At 58.5% G+C, this 19,681-nt stretch carries 21 protein-coding genes; all 21 read right to left on the bottom strand.

Annotation, left to right across the window (positions count from 1 at the left end):
• Window positions 1–20: 20 nt before the first annotated feature.
• The gene (locus tag C3F38_RS17920; protein ID WP_038876757.1) at window positions 21–794 is read right to left on the bottom strand and encodes a PP2C family serine/threonine-protein phosphatase; all 774 of its coding nucleotides are present in this window, start codon (window positions 792–794) and stop codon (window positions 21–23) included.
• The gene (tagH, locus tag C3F38_RS17915) at window positions 794–2,530 is read right to left on the bottom strand and encodes a type VI secretion system-associated FHA domain protein TagH (protein WP_055316354.1); all 1,737 of its coding nucleotides are present in this window, start codon (window positions 2,528–2,530) and stop codon (window positions 794–796) included. The genes C3F38_RS17920 and tagH overlap by 1 nt, the downstream gene beginning before the upstream one ends.
• A 405-nt stretch (window positions 2,531–2,935) precedes the next feature.
• Entirely contained in the window at window positions 2,936–3,697 is a 762-nt protein-coding gene (locus C3F38_RS17910; protein WP_055316353.1) for a DUF4225 domain-containing protein, read from the bottom strand.
• A 61-nt stretch (window positions 3,698–3,758) separates the two neighbouring features.
• Window positions 3,759–4,112 carry a T6SS amidase immunity protein Tai4 family protein gene (locus C3F38_RS17905; protein ID WP_223294933.1) on the bottom strand — a complete coding sequence of 118 codons (354 nt, stop codon included), beginning with the start codon at window positions 4,110–4,112 and terminating at the stop codon, window positions 3,759–3,761.
• A gap of 12 nt (window positions 4,113–4,124) precedes the next feature.
• Window positions 4,125–4,583: a T6SS amidase immunity protein Tai4 family protein gene (locus C3F38_RS17900; RefSeq protein ID WP_055316470.1), complete on the bottom strand. Its 459-nt coding sequence runs from the start codon at window positions 4,581–4,583 to the stop codon at window positions 4,125–4,127.
• Between the two features lie 158 nt (window positions 4,584–4,741).
• Window positions 4,742–5,101 carry a T6SS amidase immunity protein Tai4 family protein gene (locus C3F38_RS17895; protein WP_033643555.1) on the bottom strand — a complete coding sequence of 120 codons (360 nt, stop codon included), beginning with the start codon at window positions 5,099–5,101 and terminating at the stop codon, window positions 4,742–4,744.
• Complete coding sequence (locus C3F38_RS17890) at window positions 5,098–5,583, bottom strand: type VI secretion system amidase effector protein Tae4 (RefSeq protein WP_071605364.1); 486 nt, start codon at window positions 5,581–5,583, stop codon at window positions 5,098–5,100. Before C3F38_RS17890 ends, C3F38_RS17895 begins: the two co-directional genes overlap by 4 nt.
• A gap of 58 nt (window positions 5,584–5,641) precedes the next feature.
• Window positions 5,642–6,124 carry a type VI secretion system tube protein Hcp gene (locus C3F38_RS17885; RefSeq protein ID WP_038876771.1) on the bottom strand — a complete coding sequence of 161 codons (483 nt, stop codon included), beginning with the start codon at window positions 6,122–6,124 and terminating at the stop codon, window positions 5,642–5,644.
• 195 nt (window positions 6,125–6,319) lie between these two features.
• Complete coding sequence (locus C3F38_RS17880) at window positions 6,320–6,760, bottom strand: T6SS amidase immunity protein Tai4 family protein (RefSeq protein ID WP_038876774.1); 441 nt, start codon at window positions 6,758–6,760, stop codon at window positions 6,320–6,322.
• A complete protein-coding gene (locus C3F38_RS17875; RefSeq protein WP_071605363.1) occupies window positions 6,757–7,263 on the bottom strand; it encodes a type VI secretion system amidase effector protein Tae4 in 507 nt (168 codons plus the stop codon). Before C3F38_RS17875 ends, C3F38_RS17880 begins: the two co-directional genes overlap by 4 nt.
• A gap of 57 nt (window positions 7,264–7,320) precedes the next feature.
• Window positions 7,321–8,826 (bottom strand): type VI secretion system contractile sheath large subunit, encoded by a 1,506-nt coding sequence (tssC, locus tag C3F38_RS17870; RefSeq protein ID WP_047730441.1) that lies wholly within the window; start codon window positions 8,824–8,826, stop codon window positions 7,321–7,323.
• Between the two features lie 3 nt (window positions 8,827–8,829).
• Entirely contained in the window at window positions 8,830–9,366 is a 537-nt protein-coding gene (tssB, locus tag C3F38_RS17865) for a type VI secretion system contractile sheath small subunit (RefSeq protein ID WP_047730442.1), read from the bottom strand.
• Between the two features lie 121 nt (window positions 9,367–9,487).
• Window positions 9,488–10,519 carry a type VI secretion system protein TssA gene (tssA, locus tag C3F38_RS17860; protein WP_038876779.1) on the bottom strand — a complete coding sequence of 344 codons (1,032 nt, stop codon included), beginning with the start codon at window positions 10,517–10,519 and terminating at the stop codon, window positions 9,488–9,490.
• Between the two features lie 23 nt (window positions 10,520–10,542).
• Entirely contained in the window at window positions 10,543–11,262 is a 720-nt protein-coding gene (gene tagF, locus C3F38_RS17855; protein ID WP_038876781.1) for a type VI secretion system-associated protein TagF, read from the bottom strand.
• A gap of 18 nt (window positions 11,263–11,280) precedes the next feature.
• On the bottom strand, window positions 11,281–14,916 hold the full coding sequence (tssM, locus tag C3F38_RS17850) for a type VI secretion system membrane subunit TssM (RefSeq protein WP_055316352.1): 3,636 nt from the start codon (window positions 14,914–14,916) through the stop codon (window positions 11,281–11,283).
• On the bottom strand, window positions 14,916–16,118 hold the full coding sequence (locus tag C3F38_RS17845; protein WP_049272050.1) for a DotU family type VI secretion system protein: 1,203 nt from the start codon (window positions 16,116–16,118) through the stop codon (window positions 14,916–14,918). The genes tssM and C3F38_RS17845 overlap by 1 nt, the downstream gene beginning before the upstream one ends.
• Before the next feature lie 21 nt (window positions 16,119–16,139).
• Window positions 16,140–17,486: a type VI secretion system baseplate subunit TssK gene (tssK, locus tag C3F38_RS17840; RefSeq protein WP_047730901.1), complete on the bottom strand. Its 1,347-nt coding sequence runs from the start codon at window positions 17,484–17,486 to the stop codon at window positions 16,140–16,142.
• A gap of 40 nt (window positions 17,487–17,526) precedes the next feature.
• Complete coding sequence (gene tssJ, locus C3F38_RS17835) at window positions 17,527–18,054, bottom strand: type VI secretion system lipoprotein TssJ (RefSeq protein ID WP_047730446.1); 528 nt, start codon at window positions 18,052–18,054, stop codon at window positions 17,527–17,529.
• A 29-nt stretch (window positions 18,055–18,083) separates the two neighbouring features.
• Entirely contained in the window at window positions 18,084–18,584 is a 501-nt protein-coding gene (gene tagV, locus C3F38_RS17830) for a type VI secretion system accessory protein TagV (RefSeq protein WP_055316351.1), read from the bottom strand.
• A gap of 47 nt (window positions 18,585–18,631) precedes the next feature.
• Window positions 18,632–19,024, bottom strand: a complete 393-nt coding sequence (locus tag C3F38_RS17825) for a DUF4150 domain-containing protein (RefSeq protein ID WP_004934933.1) — start codon at window positions 19,022–19,024, stop codon at window positions 18,632–18,634.
• Window positions 19,025–19,040: 16 nt separating this feature from the next.
• Window positions 19,041–19,676, bottom strand: coding sequence for a DUF3540 domain-containing protein (locus tag C3F38_RS17820; RefSeq protein ID WP_055313133.1), 636 nt, complete (start codon window positions 19,674–19,676; stop codon window positions 19,041–19,043).
• Between the last annotated feature and the right edge of the window lie 5 nt (window positions 19,677–19,681).

The following is a 19,681-nucleotide window of genomic DNA, read 5'->3' as shown; positions in this document are numbered from 1 at the left end:
TTGCTGTGAATGTGCGCTGCTCAGTCGCGGCTCAGAAACCGTTCCGCATCCGCCAGCGAATGCAGCAGGGTGGTTTCCTGCGGTGAGCCAATCCAGACGGCGATAGCGCTGTAGTTATCGCTGTTATTGTTTTTCTTCCATGCCTGCTGCATCAGGGCGATCCACTCGCTGGGGGAGTTGACCATGTGCAGCGACTGTTCCAGTTCGGCCTGGCTGAAGCTGTGCCAGAAGCCGTCGGTGCACAGCAGGAAAACGTCGCCGTCTTCCAGCTGCAGCACGTCGCTGTAGGTGGCGTCGCGCTCTTCGTTCAGCCCCAGCGCGAAATACAGCAGGTTGCTGTTGATGCCGTTGGTCTGATAGCCGGCGTCCTGCATCTGCTGGATCAGGCTGTGGTCGGTGGTGACGGCATGCAGGTAGCCGCGGCGGAACAGGTACAGGCGGCTGTCGCCGGCGTGCGCCCAGTAGGCCAGCTGGTAATCACGATCGATAAACAGGCTGACCAGCGTGGTGCCCATCTTGCTGTATTCGTCCGATTGCCGCTGTTGCTGGTGGATGGCGGCGTTGGCGCGCGTAATGTGCTGGCGAATGCTTTGGGCGTTCAGGTGCTTTTCGCCGTCGAAGTTATGCAAAATGGTGTCGCGCGCCAGTTTGGCGGCGATATCGCCGCCCGGAAAGCCGGCGATGCCGTCGCACACCACGAAGCAGGCGGCGCGGTTGCCGAGCACCTCGCCGGTCTGATCCTGGTTGGAGGCGCGGCCGCCCTGGTTGGAGGTAGAGGCTATGGTGATATTCATTACGCGTCCGGTTTGGTCTGTGAGTCTTTGTATTGATTCACTTCAACGTCATAGGCGTGCAGGAAGGCTTCGCCGAACAGGGTGTGGAAATCGTCCTCGATCTCGCCGGAGGTTTGCTGATAGTTCTTCACGAAGTAGTCCCACAGCGCAGCCTTGCGGTTGGCGGGCAGCGACAGACGCGGCGCCACGCCTTCCTTGCGCGCTTCCTCTTCGAGGCGCTCCGGGTTGAACGACTGCAGCATGGCGGCGATGATGGCGCGGATGCCGGCGATCATCCCCAGCTGGTGCGCCTGCAGGTCGATCAGCGCGTCACGCACCGCCTGCTCCGGCGGCATAAAGCCCGGCATCTGGCTGCCGAACATCTGCATCAGCACCGTTTTGCCCGAAGGCAGCAGTTTGAACGGGTTGTTGGCCTCGTCGAGGATCATGGTCATCTCGGCTTTCACGCCGCGCTTGAGGATCGAGCGGGATGAAAGCAGGGCGACGGTGCCCTGCGAGAACAGGCTCAGCAGGCGGCCGGCCTGGCGGATTTGCCGTTCGTCGAAGTGCGGCTGCGGCTGCAGATCGTCGAGGCCGATACCTTGCAACAGCGCCGTCAGCAGCGGCCCCTCTAAGGTGTCGCCATTCGGCGCGGCGGCGTGCTGCCGTTGAGCGGACTGGTAGGCGACTGGATCGATGCCCAGGCGGTTGCCCTGGCGCGGGCGCGGCGGCTGTGCAGGCGGTTCCTGCTGGCAGAACTGCGGCGCAGATTGGGGTTGCGGCTCAGGCGTCTGCACGGGTGGCGGCGTCGGCTGTGGGCGGGGCGCTTGCGGTTGTGCGGCGATCGGTGGCGGAGACGGCGGTGCGGGCGGCTGTACCGGCTCGTCCGGCTGAGCCAGCGGCACGGCGCCGCCCATCAGCAGCCCCAGCGGATCGTTGCTGTTTAACGCTTCGGGCGACGCGGGAGCGGATGAACCGCCGAACAGCGCCAGCGGATCCAGCTCTTGCTCCGGTTGCTGCGCATTCTGAGCCGGGGTTGCCGGCCGCGCTGGCGCAGCCTGTTCCGCCAGCAGCGCGCTGGGAGTGGTATCGGCCAGGATGTGTTCGCGCTCAAAGGTGGTGTCGGTGTTGAACAGCGCCGCCGGATCGGTTTGCTGCTGCTGCAGCTGGCGCAGATCGACATCGCCCGCCAGCTGCGCCAGCGGATCGGCCGGGTTCAGCTCGCGAGCGGGGGTGTCCAGCAGCGGGTGGTTGCCAGGATTGGCGACCGGCGGCGGCGTGACGGCGACCGGCGCATTCGGGGTAAATTCTTCCACCAGGCTGTCCCAGATTTCATTGGGGATGGGCGCGGCAGATTTTTCTTTGGCGGCGGCTGTTGGGGCCGCAGCAGCGGCAACGGCGGCGGCCTTGGCCACCGGTTGAGCCTGTGGCGCGGCGTGCTGCTGCAGCGCGCTGACTTCAATCTGGTAATCGTCGATGCCGAGCACGTCGCCGTCCTGCAGTTCAACCTGGCGGCCACGTTCCAGCGGAATGTCGTTCAGCAGCACGCGGGTAACGTTGCCGCGGTTGGTGATGCGGCATTCGCCGTCAGCGGAAATATGCACGATCGCCTGCAGGCGGGAAATGGCGCGCTCTTCGTCCGGCAGCACCAGGTTGTTGTCCACGCTGCGGCCGATGGTGCCGCCCGGCGGCAGAAAATCGCAACTGCTCTGCGGCGGAACCTGGCCGCTTTTATTTTTTACAATGGAAAATCGCATAAGGCATTCCTGCTGATGGGGATTGTAGACTGCTTTGGGCGTATGTTGATTTAGTCATCTAATCTGATGGCTAACTTCTATTCTTTTCTTTTTTGTAATAGGTGTTTTTTGGTAGTTGAGTTAAGTAGATAAAGGTGAATATCAAACTGCCGTAGTGTATAGAGTCATAGTTATCGTTGCCTAGTGGGTAGAAAAGATTAAGAAAATCATTCCCGTATGCAAAGGTTGAGAGCTGTATGACACCCATGAAAACCACAATGAGACAGTTGAAAACAAAGAATGGATAATTGTGTTTGCGAGCCGATAATTTTTTTAAGTAATATAAAGCCACTAAAGTGATGAGTGACAATGAGAAATAGGAAAGTAAGAATCCATATGAGTAAGTTGATAGCGTGACGTCTGGAGTCATTTTCTTTGGTTGTCCTTTATGAGTTCGTACATCCCGCTTCCGGTTGTTAAATCTGATATAACCTCAATCGTCAAACCTGTTCGGCCCATCTCTTGCCAACCACGAATGAAGTCGCTATTGATATACCTATATAATCTCCAGGCATCTGGTTTTAATGTTTTCCTGATTATTCCATATCCAGATAGGCTAAGGTCTACAGTGCCATAAATTGTATCCGCAGTATCCTGACTATATCCTAGTGCTTTTGCAGTATATCGATAGGCATTTCTTACACTGCCTGATTTATCTTTTCGGAAAAGTAAATAGTAACCGTTCTCATAAATATTGTTCGTGCCTTGAGCAATCAGCGGTAAGCCAAAACTGCCACACGTCATACCGAGAGTCGCTGCACAAGTACCGACTCCGGCGAATATTTGTGTTCCGCCACCGACAAAACCTATCTGCTTCAAAATAAGGTTGGTGGTGTTGTTACTCTTCTTTTTTTCTATTGATATATAGAGCGTGTTTCTTCCTGCGTCGATAGCAAAGGCTTGGCGTTTAAGATGATTGGTCTCGTCTTCAATGTCCCTGATTGCCCCAGCGTAGGATGTGCAGTGTATACTGATATCCCTTTTTGCAAACTGAATAAGTTGGTCTATTTCCAGTGAGAAATTAGCTCTGGATTCGTTAGTGTATAGATACTGTCGTGAAAACGTTCTTGATAGTTTTTTGAGTTCATCGATAGATCTATCCAGATCTGCTTTTGTTTTGTATTGCATAAGGATTCCTTTCCTATTCTTTATACCAACATTTACCCTGTGAAGGGATACGGATTTACTCTCAGTTATCGCCTTTCCCTTGGTATTTCTTGATGATGGCTTGCAGCTCTTGGCTGTGTACAAGATCGATGCACTTGGCCATCGTCATCGGCTCCCCAGACATGCTGTCATAGGGCTTTGCCAGAAATTCTTTTGCCAGCGCCCTGACGGCGGTATGCGCTTCCAGAGAATAATCGCCGAACTCCATGTAACCCCGAGCGGCGGCCGCGGCATCGTTTTTGACTTCTTTTGCGGAGTACCCCTCGGCGATACAAACGCTAAGCGCGTAGTTTCTGAGGTACTCGGCAGGGGAATAGTCAATTTTTGTCACTGCATTAGCGTTCAACGTTGCGGCGATGGCCACAGTGAGTGAGATTTTTTGCACTGATTATTTCCGAGGATGATTTTCATTTACTCTATCCAGATTGTCTTTCACCCAATTATCATTAGGATGCTGTACATAGTCTTTCGCAAGTTTGTCAAGATCTTCACTATGGTACATATCCATGCACTTCATTAAGTCTAAGCGGCTTTTTCCGTCCTGAGCAATGTAATTCTTTTGCAAGTACTGTTTTGTCAGCGCAATGATAGGGGATTCTTCATCACGAATTGCATAGTATGACCAAGCATCGATTCCATTCGATGAGGCAATTGCATCTTTGCTGGCTTCAGGTGATGTCTTATAAACGACTGAAATGCAGTAGGTTAGAGCGATATCTTTATAGTTTTGCAAATAGTTTCTGTATGCTGCCTGCGGTGGCCACTTTTCAATCGGTTCTTCTTGATTTTTCTGTGCTATAGCACAAGTGGCATATAGACAAAAAAAGGAGATAAGGATTTTTTTCATCTCAACACTCCAAATCCGTATGGTTTGTGCAGAGTAATACATAACCAGCGCATGAGTATCTCAATGCTTGATGGTTAATGCCCAGTGAAAATAATTAATAAAACTCTAATTTGCTTAAATTGATGGTTTTATAAAACTGCAACTTACAATATTAATTATTAATTAGAGTAACGTTCGAAGATGGCTTTAGCCTCACTGGAACTCTGCAGCGAAAGGCAATCTAAAGTATGATAACTTCCTTTAACTGAGCCTTGACTATTTTTATTTGCGTACTGTTCAGCCAGTTTTTCGCCTTGTTCGAATGCATCCATGGGGAGTTTACTGAATTCTAAATAGGCGGAAGCGGAACGGAAGGCATCTTGCTTGGTTTTTTCTGAGTCAGTAGACTTCCCAATACAGCGGCTAATCAGCCAATTTTCATAAATTTCGCTTTGAGGTAAGTTTTCTATTTTTATATCTTCCGCCAGCAACATAGGAGAAACGAGAAGAAGAGCAAGGGCGATGTGGGTAGTCTTCATTTTAATATCCAAAGTGATGCGACTTCAGGAACAAAAGATCCATTCTCAGGATCCCCCATGAAATGACAAGAGTCAGAGCAAATGTCACCGTTCCATAATGTGACATGTCCTCTGGCATTTCGCCAGCCATTTCCTTGTATAACCATTATCCCTTTTTTACCTGAAAATTTAGCTGGGGTAGGGGATTTCACCGTGATATCAGGCTTGCCGAAGTTCTTTTCTAAAAAGAGAATCATATCGTTAACACGATAAAGATACCATTTTTTATCTTTACCAGACACAGTCGCATAACCGGAGTTAGAGGGAATTGGTATGCCTGTATAGTTGAGTACATAACTCATTCGTATAGGACAAGCATTTTCAAAAATACCGTTTTCAATATTGCTTTCTACTTTTCCACCAATCAATGCACCCACTTTTTTTACATTGACATTGACTTCAGAAAAACGAATCCATGCGGGCCCAAATAGAGGTTTTTTCATCCTGACTCTCCATTGTATCCATGTTATGAACCCCCGGCCGTAGCCGGGGGCATGCAGATTAAGCTTCGCGGTTTTCTTTGATGTTCCAACCTGCGCTGCTTTCGGCGCCTTTGCCGCCTTTGTCGCTCTGCTCCCAGTATTGCTGTTTCACTTTCGCCGCCTGGAAGGAATAGGTGACGCCCACGGTGTCTTCGCCGCCTGCGCCTGTGTACTGCACGGCGGTGACCAGCACGTCTTCCAGGGTGATTTTTGCGTATTCAACCTGGCTACCGCCCGCCTTACAAACCGACAGCTCAATCTTGGTCAGGTGTTTGCCGCTTGAGCAGTGTTTCAGCAAGGCCGGGGTTGACTTGTCGATCAGCGCGTTGACGTGCAGATCGTTGAAGCACACTTTACCGGCGCCACCGCCGCCGCCAACGCCCATATTGCCCGGTTGAGAAGCGCCCCAGGAGAAAGAAGTAATGTCGGTCCAGCCTTTGTGATTCGAATCTTTGGATTCGCCGCTGGCACCTTCAACTTTCAGGAACATATCAATAGCCATAGTTTCTTCACTCTTTATTAAGGGTTAACAGTAGTATTAACGTTACGTTGAAAAACTCAGGTAATAGCAGCAGGAATTGCAAGTGTGGTAATGCATTACCAATTTATATCCTTGTGCCATGCACCTTCTTAAATACCGAAAACTATCGGTACGGGTTACCGAGCCACTATTAAGTGCTAATGGCTCAATGCTTAATTATTTCGCGTTATCTTGATTCCACGTGCGATCTGGATTGCCTGCAATGAGCTGTCGGGAAAGCTTGTCCAATTCCGGACTATGGTACAACCGCAGGCAGTTTAAGGTGACACCTTGACTCTTGCCTTTGGTTTCACTGTGAAACTCATTGACTCTGGATTTATATTTGCCGATGAGAGCATTGATTTTCTCATCACCTGATTCGATATCGAATGGCATCCATTCTCTCATCGCATTCGCCGTTCTGGCTGCATCAAGAGAGAACGCTTTATCCGAATCGGAGACCTGTGCCAGGCAGCGTGACAATGCCAGTTCTTTTACGACCTGGTGATAAGGCATCTGTTTGATAAATGCCACCGGATCTTGAATGTCCTTGGCGAGCGATGACTGCGAGAGCCCCAACAAGGTAGTTGCCAATCCGATTGTGATTAACTTGTTCATGGCAACTCCCAAAAATTGGCTCGCGGAGTAGAGTAATTGGTTCCGGGCTCATTGAAATAGCAATGATCTGAACAACTGTTTCCGTTCCAGAAAGTGGCGTGCCCGCCCGCATTTCCCCAACCTGATACTTCAAAAAGTATTAATCCTTTTTTGTTGGCCAGTTGCGTAACAGGTAATTGAGGGTAATTAACAATCATGTCAGGTTTTCCCCACGTTTTAGTCAGGTAGGGAATCAAATCCCGCACGCGGAAAAAGTACCATTTTTTATCTGCGCCTGAGACGGTTAACTGACCTATTCTGGGAACTGGATGGCCTGTGTAATTGAGCACGTAACTCATCCTTACAGCACAGCTGTTTTCCCAGCCACCTGATTCGGCGGGTATCTCAAAGTTTCGTTTTACGGCACCGCCAATCGTATTTTTAACTTTTCCCAGAGGATCGTTTGGGTCATAAATATTTTTAGCCGCAGTCCAGGCAGCCAGAAAACGGGGTCTTGTTCCCATGATTTACCTCCATGTTTTATTTATCAGGCCGCACTCTCGCGGCCTGACTTCAGTCCATCAGGACGCGTCGTTTTGCTTCAGCGAAGGCAGCTTCGACACCAGGCGCAGGGAGACGGTCAGGCCTTCCAGCTGGTAGTGCGGGCGCAGGAAGAACTTGGCGCTGTAATAGCCCGGGTTGTCTTCGATCTCTTCCACCTGCACTTCCGCCGCGGCCAGCGGTTTGCGCGACTTGGTTTCCTGCGAGGAGTTGGCCGGATCGCCGTCCACGTAGTTCATGATCCAGTCGTTCAGCCAGCGTTCCATGTCGTCGCGCTCGCGGAAGGAGCCAATTTTGTCGCGCACGATGCACTTCAGGTAGTGCGCGAAGCGGCAGCAGGCGAACAGGTACGGCAGGCGCGCGGACAGCTGGGCGTTGGCGGAGGCGTCGGCATCGTAGTATTCCGCCGGCTTCTGCAGCGACTGCGCGCCGATAAAGGCGGCGAAGTCGGAGTTTTTGCGGTGCACCAGCGGCATAAAGCCGTTTTTGGCCAGCTCGGCTTCGCGGCGATCGCTGATGGCGATCTCGGTCGGGCACTTCATGTCCACGCCGCCGTCGTCGCTCGGGAAGGTGTGGCACGGCAGGTTTTCCACCGCGCCGCCGGATTCCACCCCGCGAATGGCGGTGCACCAGCCGAACTCTTTGAACGAACGGTTGATGTTGGCGGCCATGGCGTAGGCGGCGTTGGTCCAGGTGTAGTTGCCATGGGTCGCGCCGTCGGTTTCTTCTTCGAAGTCAAACTCGTCCACCGGGTTGGTGCGGATGCCGTACGGCAGGCGCGCCAGGAAGCGCGGCATCACCAGGCCCAGGTAGCGTGCGTCTTCCGACTCGCGCAGGCTGCGCCAGGCGGCGTACTCGGTGTTCTGGAAAATCTTGGTCAGATCGCGTGGGTTGGACAGCTCCTGCCAGGACTCCATCTGCATCACGCTCGGCGCGGTGCCGGCGATGAACGGGCAGTGCGAGGCGGCGCCGATCTTGGCCATTTCGCCCAGCAGCTCCACGTCCTGCGGGCTGTGATCGAAGTAGTAGTCGCCCACCAGGCAGCCGAACGGCTCGCCGCCGAACTGGCCATACTCTTCTTCGTAGATTTTCTTGAAGATCGGGCTCTGGTCCCAGCCCACGCCTTTATAGCGCTTCAGCGTGCGGCCCAGCTCCTGTTTGGAAATGCTCATAAAGCGGATCTTCAGCATCTCGTCGGTTTCGGAGTTGTTGACCAGATAATGCAGGCCGTGCCAGGCGCCTTCCAGCTTCTGGAAGTCGTCGTGGTGAATGATCTGGTTGATCTGCTGCGACAGCTTTTCGTCGATTTCCGCGATCAGCGCCTGGATAGTGCGGTAGGCGTCGGAAGAGACGGTGACGGTGTTTTCCAGCGCCTGTTGCGCCAGGGTTTTCACCGCGTTCTCGACCGCTTCTTTGGCCTGATCGGTCTTCGGCCGGAACTCTTTGTTCAACAGCGCGCTGAATTCATCGCTGGAAAAAGTCTCGGTAGTCTGCAACGCATTTTGTTGCTGAGGCGAGTTGCTCATCGATTAATCCTCACGCTCGTTGTTGTCGTCGTTAACCGCCGGCTTCGGCGCGTCGGTCAGGGATTGCAGCAGCGCCGGGTTTTGCAGGATCTTGGAGATCAGCTCTTCGGCGCCGTTCTTGCCGTCCATATAAGACAGCAGGTTGGAAAGCTGGGTGCGGGCGTCCAGCAGATTGCCCAGCGAGTCGACCTTGCGGGCGATAGCGGCAGGGGAGAAGTCTTCCATGCTTTCGAAGGTCAGATCGATGTTCAGCTTGCCTTCGCCGGTCAGGGTGTTATCGACCTGATAAGCGACGCGCGGCTTCAGCGATTTCATGCGCTCGTCGAAGTTGTCGACGTCGATCTCCATGAACTTGCGTTCTTCCACGCTGGCTTGCGGATCGACCGCTTTCCCCACCAGATCTGCCATCACGCCCATCACGAACGGCAGCTGGATTTTGCGCTCTGCGCCATAAATTTCGACATCGTATTCAATCTGTACGCGCGGCGCGCGGTTGCGGGCGATGAATTTCTGCCCGCTGCGGGATTTCGAGTTTGACATGATTTACTCCATCTAATGGCGATTGGGAACGCGCCTCGTCCGGCTGGGAGAGTCAGGTTCTGATTCGGGTCTGCGCCGGGGCAGACGGTATCGGATGCGTCAAGAGAACAAAGGTCGGCGGCTAGCTGTTCTCCTCGTGGTCGGGGCGACCGAGAATGGTCTCCAGTTGGTTAAGCCCATCGGGCGCCAAATCGCGGACGATTTGCATAAAGTCCAGCGTAATCAGCCGCTGGACCCGATCGATCATCAGCGGCGCCGGGTGGCTCGGCTCATGAAGACGAAAATAGTTTTTCACCTTGTCCAGCATCAGCTGGGCGTCGTCGCGCGACTGGATCTGCGCGCTGCGCCAGTTGAGCGGTGCCGTGGCGTTTTGCATCGCAGCCGGTTGTTGCAGGGCGGCGGTTTCCGGCGGGGCGTCGGGTTCGGCGGCGGCCGGGGCATCGCTCTGGCCGGCGAGCGCCACCAGGGAAAATACCTTGGTCAGCGCGCCCATTTCCGGCAGGGCGCTTTCCCCCAGATGGCGGGTCACTTCACTGCGAATGGCGCCCAGGGTATTGGCAATGTGCGTCACCAGTGCGCCTTCGGGGCGGCCCTGCTGCGCCAGCTCATCCTGCAGCCGTGCGCGGCCGCCGGGAAAGTTGGGGCACTCTTGCTTGCTGCCGTCGAGCAGGGCGCCGGCATCGCGCAGCGAGATTTCACCGGCGGCGCTTTTCAGCAGCGGCGCGGTGCGCACGCTGGCGGCCAGCGCGGCTTTGTCGCCAAGGTCGGCCAGCGCATTGATGCGAAACAGCGGGTCGGCTTCGCCGTCGAACTCCAATGCCGGTTGCAGAGCATCCCAGTAACGGAGTATCGACTGGTGGATCAGCGTCAGCCCGTCGGCGTAGCCCGGCAACCCGCGCAGCTGGGTCCAGGCGCGGGTGAGATACAGCATGACGCGCAGGTCTTTGGTGCGCGCCAGCAGCGAGGTCGCGAGGCGTTCGACCTGCACCCAATCCGGCGCTTCTTCCGGAATGATGGTGCTGCCGAACTGCTGTTCGGCTTTGCCGGTGGCGGCGCGCGCCATGGCCAGAAAGTCGGCGTCGTATTCCAGGTTGTCGCCGCAGGGATTGTCCGCGTCAACCGGGGCCAGCAGGGTATCGGTGTCGATAGCCATAGAATTTCCTTCAACGAACGATGTTAATCAAACATTTGCGGGTACTGGCCGCCGCGGCCGGGGCGTGCCCAGCCGTTGGGCTCGAACAGCAGTGAAAACAGCTGCACGGTGAGGTTGCCGCTGTGTACGTGAGTGTAGAGCGGGTGTCCGTCGGCCTGATTGGTCCACCAGAAGCTGGTGTACTGCGCCGGGTCGAAACAGTCGGCGGCCTGTTGCCAGCCGAGACCCGGCACGTCCGGATGCTGAAAACCGATAATCGACAATATCTCGGAATCCGCTTCCGCCGGCGGGCTGGGCAGCGCCGGGATTGCCTGCAGCGTGCGGTCGATCTGTTCGGCGGAGAAACCGTTGCGCACGCCGTTCAGCAGGGTATGGCCGAGCTGCTGGTACCAGCTCGCCGCCATGTTCAGCTGTTGCGGGCGCCATTCTTGCAGGCTGAACAGGCGCAGCGCGCAGATCGGATAGCGCCGCCCGACGCGATCGCGCGCCGGCAACAGGCAGCCCATCTGCACGTACGGGCTGCCGAGCGTGGCGGGGATCACGAAGTTCCACACCGGTGCGTTGCTGAACGGGTGGCCGTTTGGCCCCTGCGCATCGCGCTGCAAATTCACCAGCCCGTTATGGAACCAGTGGGCCCAGTTGTTGACCACCGGATCGGGCAGGCGGCGCTGCAGAAAATCGCCGGCGGAAGGAAGTTTGCCGTACCAGCCGAGGCTCGTCGGGGCGCTTGAATCAGTGCTCATGATCATGTCCTTTCGGGGCTACGGGCACGAGAAGGCCGGCAGTTGGAACGGATTGCGGATGCTGTTGGGCGTGAACTCCAGCGTGACGCGATGGCCGTCGAGGTTGAACGTCGCCTGGCGGCCGAGGCCGCCGGTGCCCGAGGATTGCGCCATGTCTACCAGGCGGTTCAGCGCCCATGGCCCGCTGGTCACCAGGCTGGCGGTGGTGCCGTTGGCCAGCGCCAGCTGCAAATGCACCTGGTTGGTATTGCGGGTGCCCGGCCAGCTGACCACCAGCGGCACCTGTGGACCATGGCTGTATTTGAACAGCTGGCCGTCGATATCCAGCGTCAGGTTGAGGATATCGTTATCCATCCGTACCGGCCGCACGGTCACGCGGTACGAGGGCGTCGCGGTACCGTTGGCGAAGAAGGCGTCGCGGATGCGCTGCGCCTGCTGGAACGAACGCAGGATGCCTTCGCCGCCGGGCAGCGTCTTGCCGTCCACGCCGGGGGTAAAGCGCCAGTTGGCGCGGGTGGTGTCGACCTTGCCCTGCAGATTGTCGCGGAAGAAGCTGTCCATCAGCCCGCTGTTCGGCGCGAACATGCGTGCCAGATCGTCCGGCGTCACGTCCTGGCGCGCCCGGGCCACCAGCGGATAACGGCCGGCGATCGCCTGGCGGCAGAAGCTGCCGACTTCGAAGCTGATACGCTTTTTCACGTTCTCCATCTCTTTACGCTGGGTGTCGCTGCTGGCGCCGATCGCCAGCGACAGCAGCATCTGTTTGAACGGCACCGGCAAACGGCCGGATTCGGCCTGCAGACGCGGGATGATGTCGCTCGGCGGCGCCGACATGCCGCTGTTGGCCGCGCCCTGTACCGCCGTCAGATAGCTGTACAGCTCATCGACCTGCTTCAGCACGCTGTCGAAAGGGATCGCCTTATTGCCTTCGCCCTGGCTTTGCGCCAGCTCCAGCAGCGGCGCGAAGTGCGCCATCACCAGCTGTTCCGGCTGGGCCGACACGTCGCCGTCGGCGCTGGCCGGCCGGTTGGTGAACAACGCCTCCAGCGTGCGGTTGGCGTTTTGGTTCAGCCTGTCTTCGGTTTTGGCCAGCAGCGAGCGGGAATCGGCGTCGCTTTTCTCGTCGCGCAGGGTGACGTTTTTGCTGACGTTGACCAGCAGATTGCGCATCGGCGACGGATTGCCGGACAGCAGGCGCGCGCTGCTGATGCGCTGGGTCAGGTTGCCGATGCTGGCCAGTTGGATATCGCCCAGCAGCTCATCCCAGGCGCTGATAAAGTCCTGCATGTACAGCTGGCGGATGGTTTTGGTCAGATCGGCGCTTTTCTGCTCCGGCGTCGGGCTGTTCAACACCCAGACGTCTTCTTTGCGCAGCGTGTCGGTCACCGGGTCGATGTTGTCACTGAACGCTTTCCAGTACCCTTGTGAGGTGAACAGGCCCGGCACACCGTCGGTGACCGGTTTGCCGCTTTTGCGGCTGAACGCCAGCTCGGTTTGCGGGCCGGCCAAATCGACCAGGCTGACCGGCTTGATGTCGGTCTGTTTCAGCAGCAGACGTTTGAGGCGGCCATAGACGCGCTGCGACAGCGGCGCCCGATTGATGGCGGTCTGCGCCTGCGCCACCCACTGTTCGTCTTTGGCGTAAGGCGAGGCCTGGATCTGCGTATCCAGCAGCTGGCTCAGGTGCCATTCGATCTGCTGCAGCTGTTTCTGCGTGCTGCCCTGCGGCAGGTTGCGCTGCAGGTTGAGCATCACCCAGGCGCGCAGGAATTTGCCGTCGTACTGCTTTGGCAGATACAGCATCTGATAGGCCTTCAGCGCTTCGTAGCTGAAGTCCGCATCGCCGTGGTTGTCGTTGCGCAGCGTGGTGGCGATCTGTTGCGCCACCTGCGGCAGCAGCAGCTCTTTCAGCGCTTTTTGGTACAGCGCATTGCCGGCGTCGCCCACCTGATCGCCGCGGAACAGCCCCATGCGGTAGGTGAACGGCGGATCGTCCGGCGAAAAGTTCTGGCTGTCCGGCAGGTGCAGCAGGCTATTGAGGAACGGCAGCAGCGAGAACATGTCGCCGTTACCCAACTGCGTCAGGTTTTGCCCCTGGCGCTCGACGCCGGGCACCTTGGCGGCCACTTCCGCCAGATAGGCCTTGTTGTTGCCGTAGCTGGTGAACCAGAGCATCGCCAGCACTGCCAGGATCACCGCCAGCGCGATGTAACCCGCCCAGTGCAGGGCGCGATTGCGGTATTCCCACCAGCGGTTGCTGCCCGCCAGCCCGGACTCCTGGAAGACCACCGATTCCAGCGTCTCTTTCAGGAAGAAGCTTTGGCCTTTGGCCGCCGGGATCGGCGCTTCCTGGCCCACGCTGTCCCAGGCCGCGTTGGCCTGCGCCCCTGAGTTTGCCGTTGGCAGCTGCAGGTAGCGGTTCAGCTCGCCCATCACCCGGTCGAACGGCAGACCTTCCTGCGTGCCGCTGGTGAAATAGATACCGCGCGGGGTAAAGCGGGTTTCAAAACTGGAGGTGGCGAACACCTGTTCCAGGTATTGGCCCAGCAGCGGGCGCAGCGCGGCGAACTCCTGCGGGAACAGGTAACTTTCGGCGCGCTGGCGCGCGTCGTGTTCCATCAGCAGCGTATCCGGCAGCGCCGCGTCTAGGCGCTGTTGCAGCAGGGCGTATTGTTGTTCGAAAGCGGCGTTCAGATTGAAGTCCGGCTGCCGCGAGCGTTCGTAAGGGAAGGTGAATCCCCAGATCTGGTCGCGCTGCGCTTTGTCGAAGCTGCCGAAATAGGCCATAAAGCCGTTGAGCAGGTCGGTTTTGGTCACCAGCACATAGACCGGGAAGTGAATGCCCAGCTGTTCGTGCAGTTCGATCAGGCGTTTGCGCAGCGCGCTGGCCTGGGCGGCGCGCGCTTCGGCGCTGTCGCTCAACAGATCGGCGACGCTGATGGTGACCATCACGCCGTTGATCGGCTGGCGGGTGCGGTATTTTTTCAGCAGCGCGACGAAGCTTTGCCATTCGCCGGCATCTTCTTCACGCTGGCTTTCCTGGGTGGTATAGCGGCCGGCGGTGTCGAGCAGCACGGCGTCGTTGGTAAACCACCAGTCGCAGTTGCGGGTGCCGCCCACGCCGCGCAGCGCGGTTTTGCCGAAGCGATCCGCCAGCGGGAAGTGCAGGCCGGAATTGACCAGCGCGGTGGTCTTGCCGGCGCCGGGCGCGCCGATGATCACATACCACGGCAGCTGGTACAGGTATTGGCGGCTAAAGCGGGTCATCCAGCGGTGCTTGCCGCCCTCCTGGCCCGGTGCGAAGCGCGCCTTCTTCAGCAGCTGCGTCGCTTCGTCGAAGCGCTGCGCCAGCTGTTCGTCTTGTTTAATCTCGGGCTTGCCGTCTTCCGCCGGTACTGCTTCGGCGGCGCGCAGGTTGCTTAGCAAACGGCTGTTGAACCAGGCGCTGTAAAGGCGCGGGATCAGGCGGCACAGGAACCAGATCAGGTAGATAACGCCGATGGCGATCTGGCGGTTGAGTTCCGGCTCCAGCGGGCGATAGTCGCCGATGGCCACCAGCGGGCCGATCATCCAGATGATGAACGCCAGCGCGGTGATGCCGACAAAGCCCCACAGCAGGCGGCTGGTGATGATGGAGAATAACGTACTGAGCATTACTTTCCGGTTCCTTGCGGCAAGCCGTTGATTTCCGCCTGGGTATTTTCCGGGGCGACCAACAGCGTAATTTCTACCCGGCGGTTCAACGCGCGGTTCACTTTGTTATCGTTCGGCGCGACGGGGTTGCTTTCGCCGCGGCCCTCGGCCTTGACCCGCTGCGGGTTGGCGAGGTGCTTTTGCAAGCGGGCGCTGACCGCTTCGGCGCGCGCCAGCGACAGCTCCCAGTTGGAGGCGAAACGGGCGCTGCGGATCGGCACGTTGTCGCTGTAGCCGGTGACCAGGATCTTGCCGCTGACGCCGTTCATGGCGGCGGCGATGCGGTCGATGACCGGAATATAGTTGGCGCGCACCGTGGTGGCGGCGGAGTCGAACAGCCCGTCGCCTTTGAGGATCACCACGCTTTGCTGCGCTTCGTCGCGCACCACCACCAGCCCTTCGGCGATCTCTTTGCGCAGGAAGCTTTTCAGGCTCAGCGTCGGCGGCGCGGCCGGCGCCGGGTTACCGATCGCCACCTGCGGCAGATTGGTTTGGTAAATTGCCGCCAGCACCGGGCTGGTGTTGTCGCCCAGCCGCCAGTTGAGGGCGATGAACAGCAGCGAAGCCAGGAAGCCGGTCAACGCCACGCAGGCCCACAGCGGCACCAGCGGGCGCCACAGCTTCTGCTGCACCGGCAGATCCAGCGCATGAGGCGACAGCGGCGGGGCATAGCCGCCGCGCACCGACCGGATCAGCTGCAACAGGCGCTGCTTCATGGTTTCCAGCTGCGATCGGCCGTTTTCCATCACTCGGTAGCGGCCTTCAAAGCCCAGCAACAGGCAATAATTGATCAGCTCCAGCAGGTTGATGTGCTCGCGCGGGCTTTGCGACAGCTTGGCCAGCAGCTGGAAAAACTTCTCGCCGCCCCAGGTTTCGTTATGGAAAGTCACCAGCAGCCCGCTGCCGGACCACACGCTGTTGCTGCCCCACGGGGTTAGCGCCGCCGCTTCATCCAGCGCGGTGCACAGGCAATAACGCGCGCCGATGATCACTTCGTACGGCAGGTTGGCGCGTTGGCCGCGGATCTCGAAGCGGCGCATTTCGTCGATCAGCTGTTGGCGCAGCTGCGCCGGGTTGGCGTGCGTGGCCGACTGGCGGATCTGCGAAATGGCGTTCAGCAGCGGGTTGGCGGCGTCCACCAGCGGATTGGCCGCCGGCGCCATGCTATTTTCCTGAGTCATAGGTTACCGGTCCGTATGGCTGCGAATCGCCCAAAATTCCATGTCCAGCCCCGGGAATTCGCCGGCCAGGTGCAGGGCGAAGGCGCTGGATTTTTCCATCTGTTTCCACAGGTCGCCGCCTTTTTCCAGCTCGAAGTAGGTGTAGCCGGCGTGATAGGGGATCTGGCGCGGCGCGGCGGGCATGGTGCGCAAACCGATGCCCGGCAGCTGCAGCTGCACCAAATCGCGGATGCGCGTGACCGGTGCGATCTTCATCTGCGCCGGGAAATGGGTCAGCAACACCTCGGCGGCCACGTCGGCGCGCACCGCCAGCACGAAGCCGAAATCGCGCATCATTTTGGCGTCCTGCACGGTGGCGACGTTCAGCCCGTGGGAGCGTTCGACCAGCGTCAGCTGAATGGCGTTGTCTTCCAGCACCACCGACAGCCCCTGACGCAGCAACAGCATCAGCTTGCCGAAGCACAGCGCCAGGTTGTCGTGGTCATACACCGGCAGGCGGCCTTCCGGGGTGCGCTGCGCCGAGAAGCTGGCGAGCTCGGTGGCGAACTGCAGCCAATCGGCGAACAGGCGCTCCGGGTGCAGATGGTCGAGGTGGTAGGCGTGGCTCACCTGGCCAAGATGGCGGTTGATCAGCTGCAGCAGCATGAAATCGACCATTTCGGAACTGCCGCCGCGGCCCGGCTGCAGCAGGCGCTGGCTCATCTGCTGGCTGCGCTGTTGCAGCAGGCCCTGCAGATCGTTGATGAAGGTTTTCAGTGCCGGGTTGCCCTGGCAGTTCAGCATCGGCGGGATCTGTGCGGTATCGAGGCGCAGGCTGTTGTCGCCGCGTTTTTCCAGCACGCGGGTCACGCCGAGCGCGGTCCATTCGGCGTTGAGTTCGCTCTCCAGCATCAGCCGTAGGCGCAGGCGGCCGAACTGCAGCGCCGCGCTGCCCACCGAGACGGCGTTGAGATCGTCGACTTCGTTCTCGTAAGCCAGATAGCGCGCCAGCGCCTCCGGACTTTCCTGAAAGATCACGTCTTCACGCCCCGCACGATAGGTCGGCAGGGCCAGCACCACGTTTTCACCGGTCTTGTTTTCGGCGATGGTCAGCGGTGCGGGTGCCTGCCGGGCGCCGGCGAAGCGAAACGGCGTGCCGTCCGGCATGATGCCGCTGGCGGCGTTGAGCGCAATCTTGCCCTGGCGCAGCAGCGTTTGGTCCAGATCCAGGGTGAGGAACCCCCAGAAACAGCCGCTGTGGGCCTGGCCCCAGTTGCGTATATAGCCTTCGAGATAGTTTTCCGCCTGCTGGAAATGGTGAGGGCGCAAAAACATTCCCTCAGTCCAGACAACCTTATGAGCATCTTTCATCATCACACCTATAGTTACTTCGCTTCAGCGCAGCGGTAGGTCAGTCGACCTTTTTTACGGGGCGCAGGCCATTCACGCCCGCGACGATATGCGCTTCCAGCTCATCCGGCGAGAATTGCCATACCTTGTAGAAATTGGTTTCGGTGGGTTCCGGCAGCGGCAGTGAAATGCGCCAGGTCTTGCCGTCCAGATTTTGATACTCGGCGATCACGCCGATGTAGCGCGCATCCAACGCGCTTTGCCCGCCGAGCTTTTTGCCGGTCTGGCCTGGCGTCAGGAAGAACTGATCGCTGTCCAGCAGGCTGTTGCCGAGCACGCTTTTGGCGTCGTTTTGCAGACTGAAGAAGTCGGCATCCATAAATTCCGCATCCGAACGCAGCAGCAGCACGCGGATTTTGATCGGCGCCGGTTGCGCGCCGGCGGCGTTGACCTGGCGATCGGCATCGAACACCAGGCTGTAACGCGACGGCACGTTTTTGGCGGAAGACATGCAGCCGCCGAGCGCCAACGCGCCCAGCAGCAGAAACAGCATCCCGCACCAGCGGGAAGTGATAGGGGTTGTCATCATGGGAATCTCGTCGCCCGCAGGCGTGCTGACTACTGGAGGATCCAGGTAGCTGAACCGGCGTTTTTACACGCCTTGCTGTCGCCGCCGACTTTGACGCAGTCCTGTTTGGTGGCGCGTGCGCGGCGCGGCAGATCTTTGCGCAGCGTCGATTTGTAGCGCGCTTCCGGTACGCCGGCGTTGGCCTGGATATACCCCACCAGATCGCCACCGCGGATAGCGGAGATCGCCAGCCAGTTGTTTTCCACTTCGCCCAGCGCGTAGAACGCGGCGGCGTTGTCCAGGCTGCCGACGGCGGTGCCGGTATAATTCGGGCTGCTCATGATGCTGGCGGCGTACAGGCTGCGGTACTCCTCACCGATCGGCTTGAACTGCTTCGGCGCGCTCACCGCGGCGCGGTGCTGCAGCGTGACGCCGTTGACTTCACTGCTGACGATAGCGTCGTTATTGAGCGCCGGCGGCGGTGGTGGCGGGGTGGAACAACCGGCAAGCGTCAGGGCGGTCAACAGCGTCAGGGTAATCCGTGTTTTCACAATGTCCTCTTTTCTTGATTGAATGGCTGTGTAATAAGGCGCCGTCATCAGGGCGCAAGCAGCAACACTTTTAATTGGCTCGGCACAATGCGCATGCCGAGCGCGTTGGTGGAATTCTGCAGGCTGAGGCTGGTCAGCCGGGTGGCCGGGGTGCCTTTGAGCAATACGGTAAAGGCGCCGGTCAGGTGGCGGGACGGCCCCATCACCGTCCCGGAGGCGACGCCGGTGGCCACGCCGGGGTTGTCGCCGTTGGTCAGCGGCGTCACCGTTGCCATGTTGTGCGCCGGGGTGCCGACGAACAGAATGTTGAACGCGTTCGGGATGGCGGTCGGCGCCAGGGCGATATCCGGGTAGGGCACGGGCACCGGCGCCGGGCTTGGCGTCAGACAGACGTCGGGAAACGCCAGGTCCACGCCGATCATTTGGCTGTTGGCAAACATAAAAGGCCTCCGCAGGTTATCCGACGTGGATTTGTTCCGAATCCAGCTTGGTGATGTCTTTTGAGGTAATGAGCGTGTTACGGGCATGAATGCGGGCGTAATCTTCCGCCTGATAATCCAGCTGCCCGGCGCGCACGTGCTCGGTTTGGCGCACTTTGCGGAACAGCGAATGGCTGATCTGGCTGACCGAATGCCACAGCGACTCGCAGCGCTTGCCGACCAGGCGACTGATGCTGACAAAGGCCGACAGCTCCTCGCCGCTGTATTTCATCTTGTCGACGTGGCAGTCGCCGCTGTTGGCCTGCAGCGTCATGGCGTCGCCGCTCAGCTTTAGCGCCTGCGCGCTGTGCAGCGACAGCGAACCGCTCGGCGTTTCAATTTGCAGATCGCCTGTGACGCAGAGCCGCGCCGCGCTTTGCGGTTCCGCACGTTCGAGAACGGCGATCGCCCACAGCTGGTGGCCGCAGCCGGCGACCAGCACGCTATCGCCGAGGGCCGGCGTCAGCAGGCAGCTCGCCGCCCGGCGGCAGTGCCAGCCGCGGCCTTCGCACTCCACCACCAGGCTGCCGTCCGGCAACAGGTTGACGACCTGGCCGGCGGCCTGCTGGGGCGGTGTGATGTTGACGGCGCGAGTTGTGTTGGCAACGCTCATGGTGA

Origin of the sequence: Serratia sp. SSNIH1 (assembly GCF_002935055.1) — a bacterium.
GTDB classification, from domain to species: Bacteria; Pseudomonadota; Gammaproteobacteria; order Enterobacterales; family Enterobacteriaceae; genus Serratia; species Serratia nevei.
The sequence above is the reverse complement of the archived record's forward strand: the minus strand, read 5'-3'. Positions and strand labels throughout refer to the sequence as shown.

Coding starts and splice junctions, on each gene's coding strand:
- C3F38_RS17890 (WP_071605364.1), bottom strand. CDS start 5,583: ATGAAAAAACCTCTATTTGGGCCCGCATGGATTCGTTTTTCTGAAGTC.
- tssJ (WP_047730446.1), bottom strand. CDS start 18,054: ATGATGACAACCCCTATCACTTCCCGCTGGTGCGGGATGCTGTTTCTG.
- tssB (WP_047730442.1), bottom strand. CDS start 9,366: ATGTCAAACTCGAAATCCCGCAGCGGGCAGAAATTCATCGCCCGCAAC.
- C3F38_RS17885 (WP_038876771.1), bottom strand. CDS start 6,124: ATGGCTATTGATATGTTCCTGAAAGTTGAAGGTGCCAGCGGCGAATCC.
- tssM (WP_055316352.1), bottom strand. CDS start 14,916: ATGCTCAGTACGTTATTCTCCATCATCACCAGCCGCCTGCTGTGGGGC.
- C3F38_RS17880 (WP_038876774.1), bottom strand. CDS start 6,760: ATGAACAAGTTAATCACAATCGGATTGGCAACTACCTTGTTGGGGCTC.
- C3F38_RS17895 (WP_033643555.1), bottom strand. CDS start 5,101: ATGAAGACTACCCACATCGCCCTTGCTCTTCTTCTCGTTTCTCCTATG.
- C3F38_RS17875 (WP_071605363.1), bottom strand. CDS start 7,263: ATGGGAACAAGACCCCGTTTTCTGGCTGCCTGGACTGCGGCTAAAAAT.
- C3F38_RS17825 (WP_004934933.1), bottom strand. CDS start 19,024: ATGTTTGCCAACAGCCAAATGATCGGCGTGGACCTGGCGTTTCCCGAC.
- C3F38_RS17900 (WP_055316470.1), bottom strand. CDS start 4,583: ATGAAAAAAATCCTTATCTCCTTTTTTTGTCTATATGCCACTTGTGCT.
- tssA (WP_038876779.1), bottom strand. CDS start 10,519: ATGGCTATCGACACCGATACCCTGCTGGCCCCGGTTGACGCGGACAAT.
- tagH (WP_055316354.1), bottom strand. CDS start 2,530: ATGCGATTTTCCATTGTAAAAAATAAAAGCGGCCAGGTTCCGCCGCAG.
- C3F38_RS17910 (WP_055316353.1), bottom strand. CDS start 3,697: ATGCAATACAAAACAAAAGCAGATCTGGATAGATCTATCGATGAACTC.
- tagF (WP_038876781.1), bottom strand. CDS start 11,262: ATGAGCACTGATTCAAGCGCCCCGACGAGCCTCGGCTGGTACGGCAAA.
- C3F38_RS17820 (WP_055313133.1), bottom strand. CDS start 19,676: ATGAGCGTTGCCAACACAACTCGCGCCGTCAACATCACACCGCCCCAG.
- tssC (WP_047730441.1), bottom strand. CDS start 8,826: ATGAGCAACTCGCCTCAGCAACAAAATGCGTTGCAGACTACCGAGACT.
- tssK (WP_047730901.1), bottom strand. CDS start 17,486: ATGAAAGATGCTCATAAGGTTGTCTGGACTGAGGGAATGTTTTTGCGC.
- C3F38_RS17845 (WP_049272050.1), bottom strand. CDS start 16,118: ATGGCGCCGGCGGCCAATCCGCTGGTGGACGCCGCCAACCCGCTGCTG.
- C3F38_RS17920 (WP_038876757.1), bottom strand. CDS start 794: ATGAATATCACCATAGCCTCTACCTCCAACCAGGGCGGCCGCGCCTCC.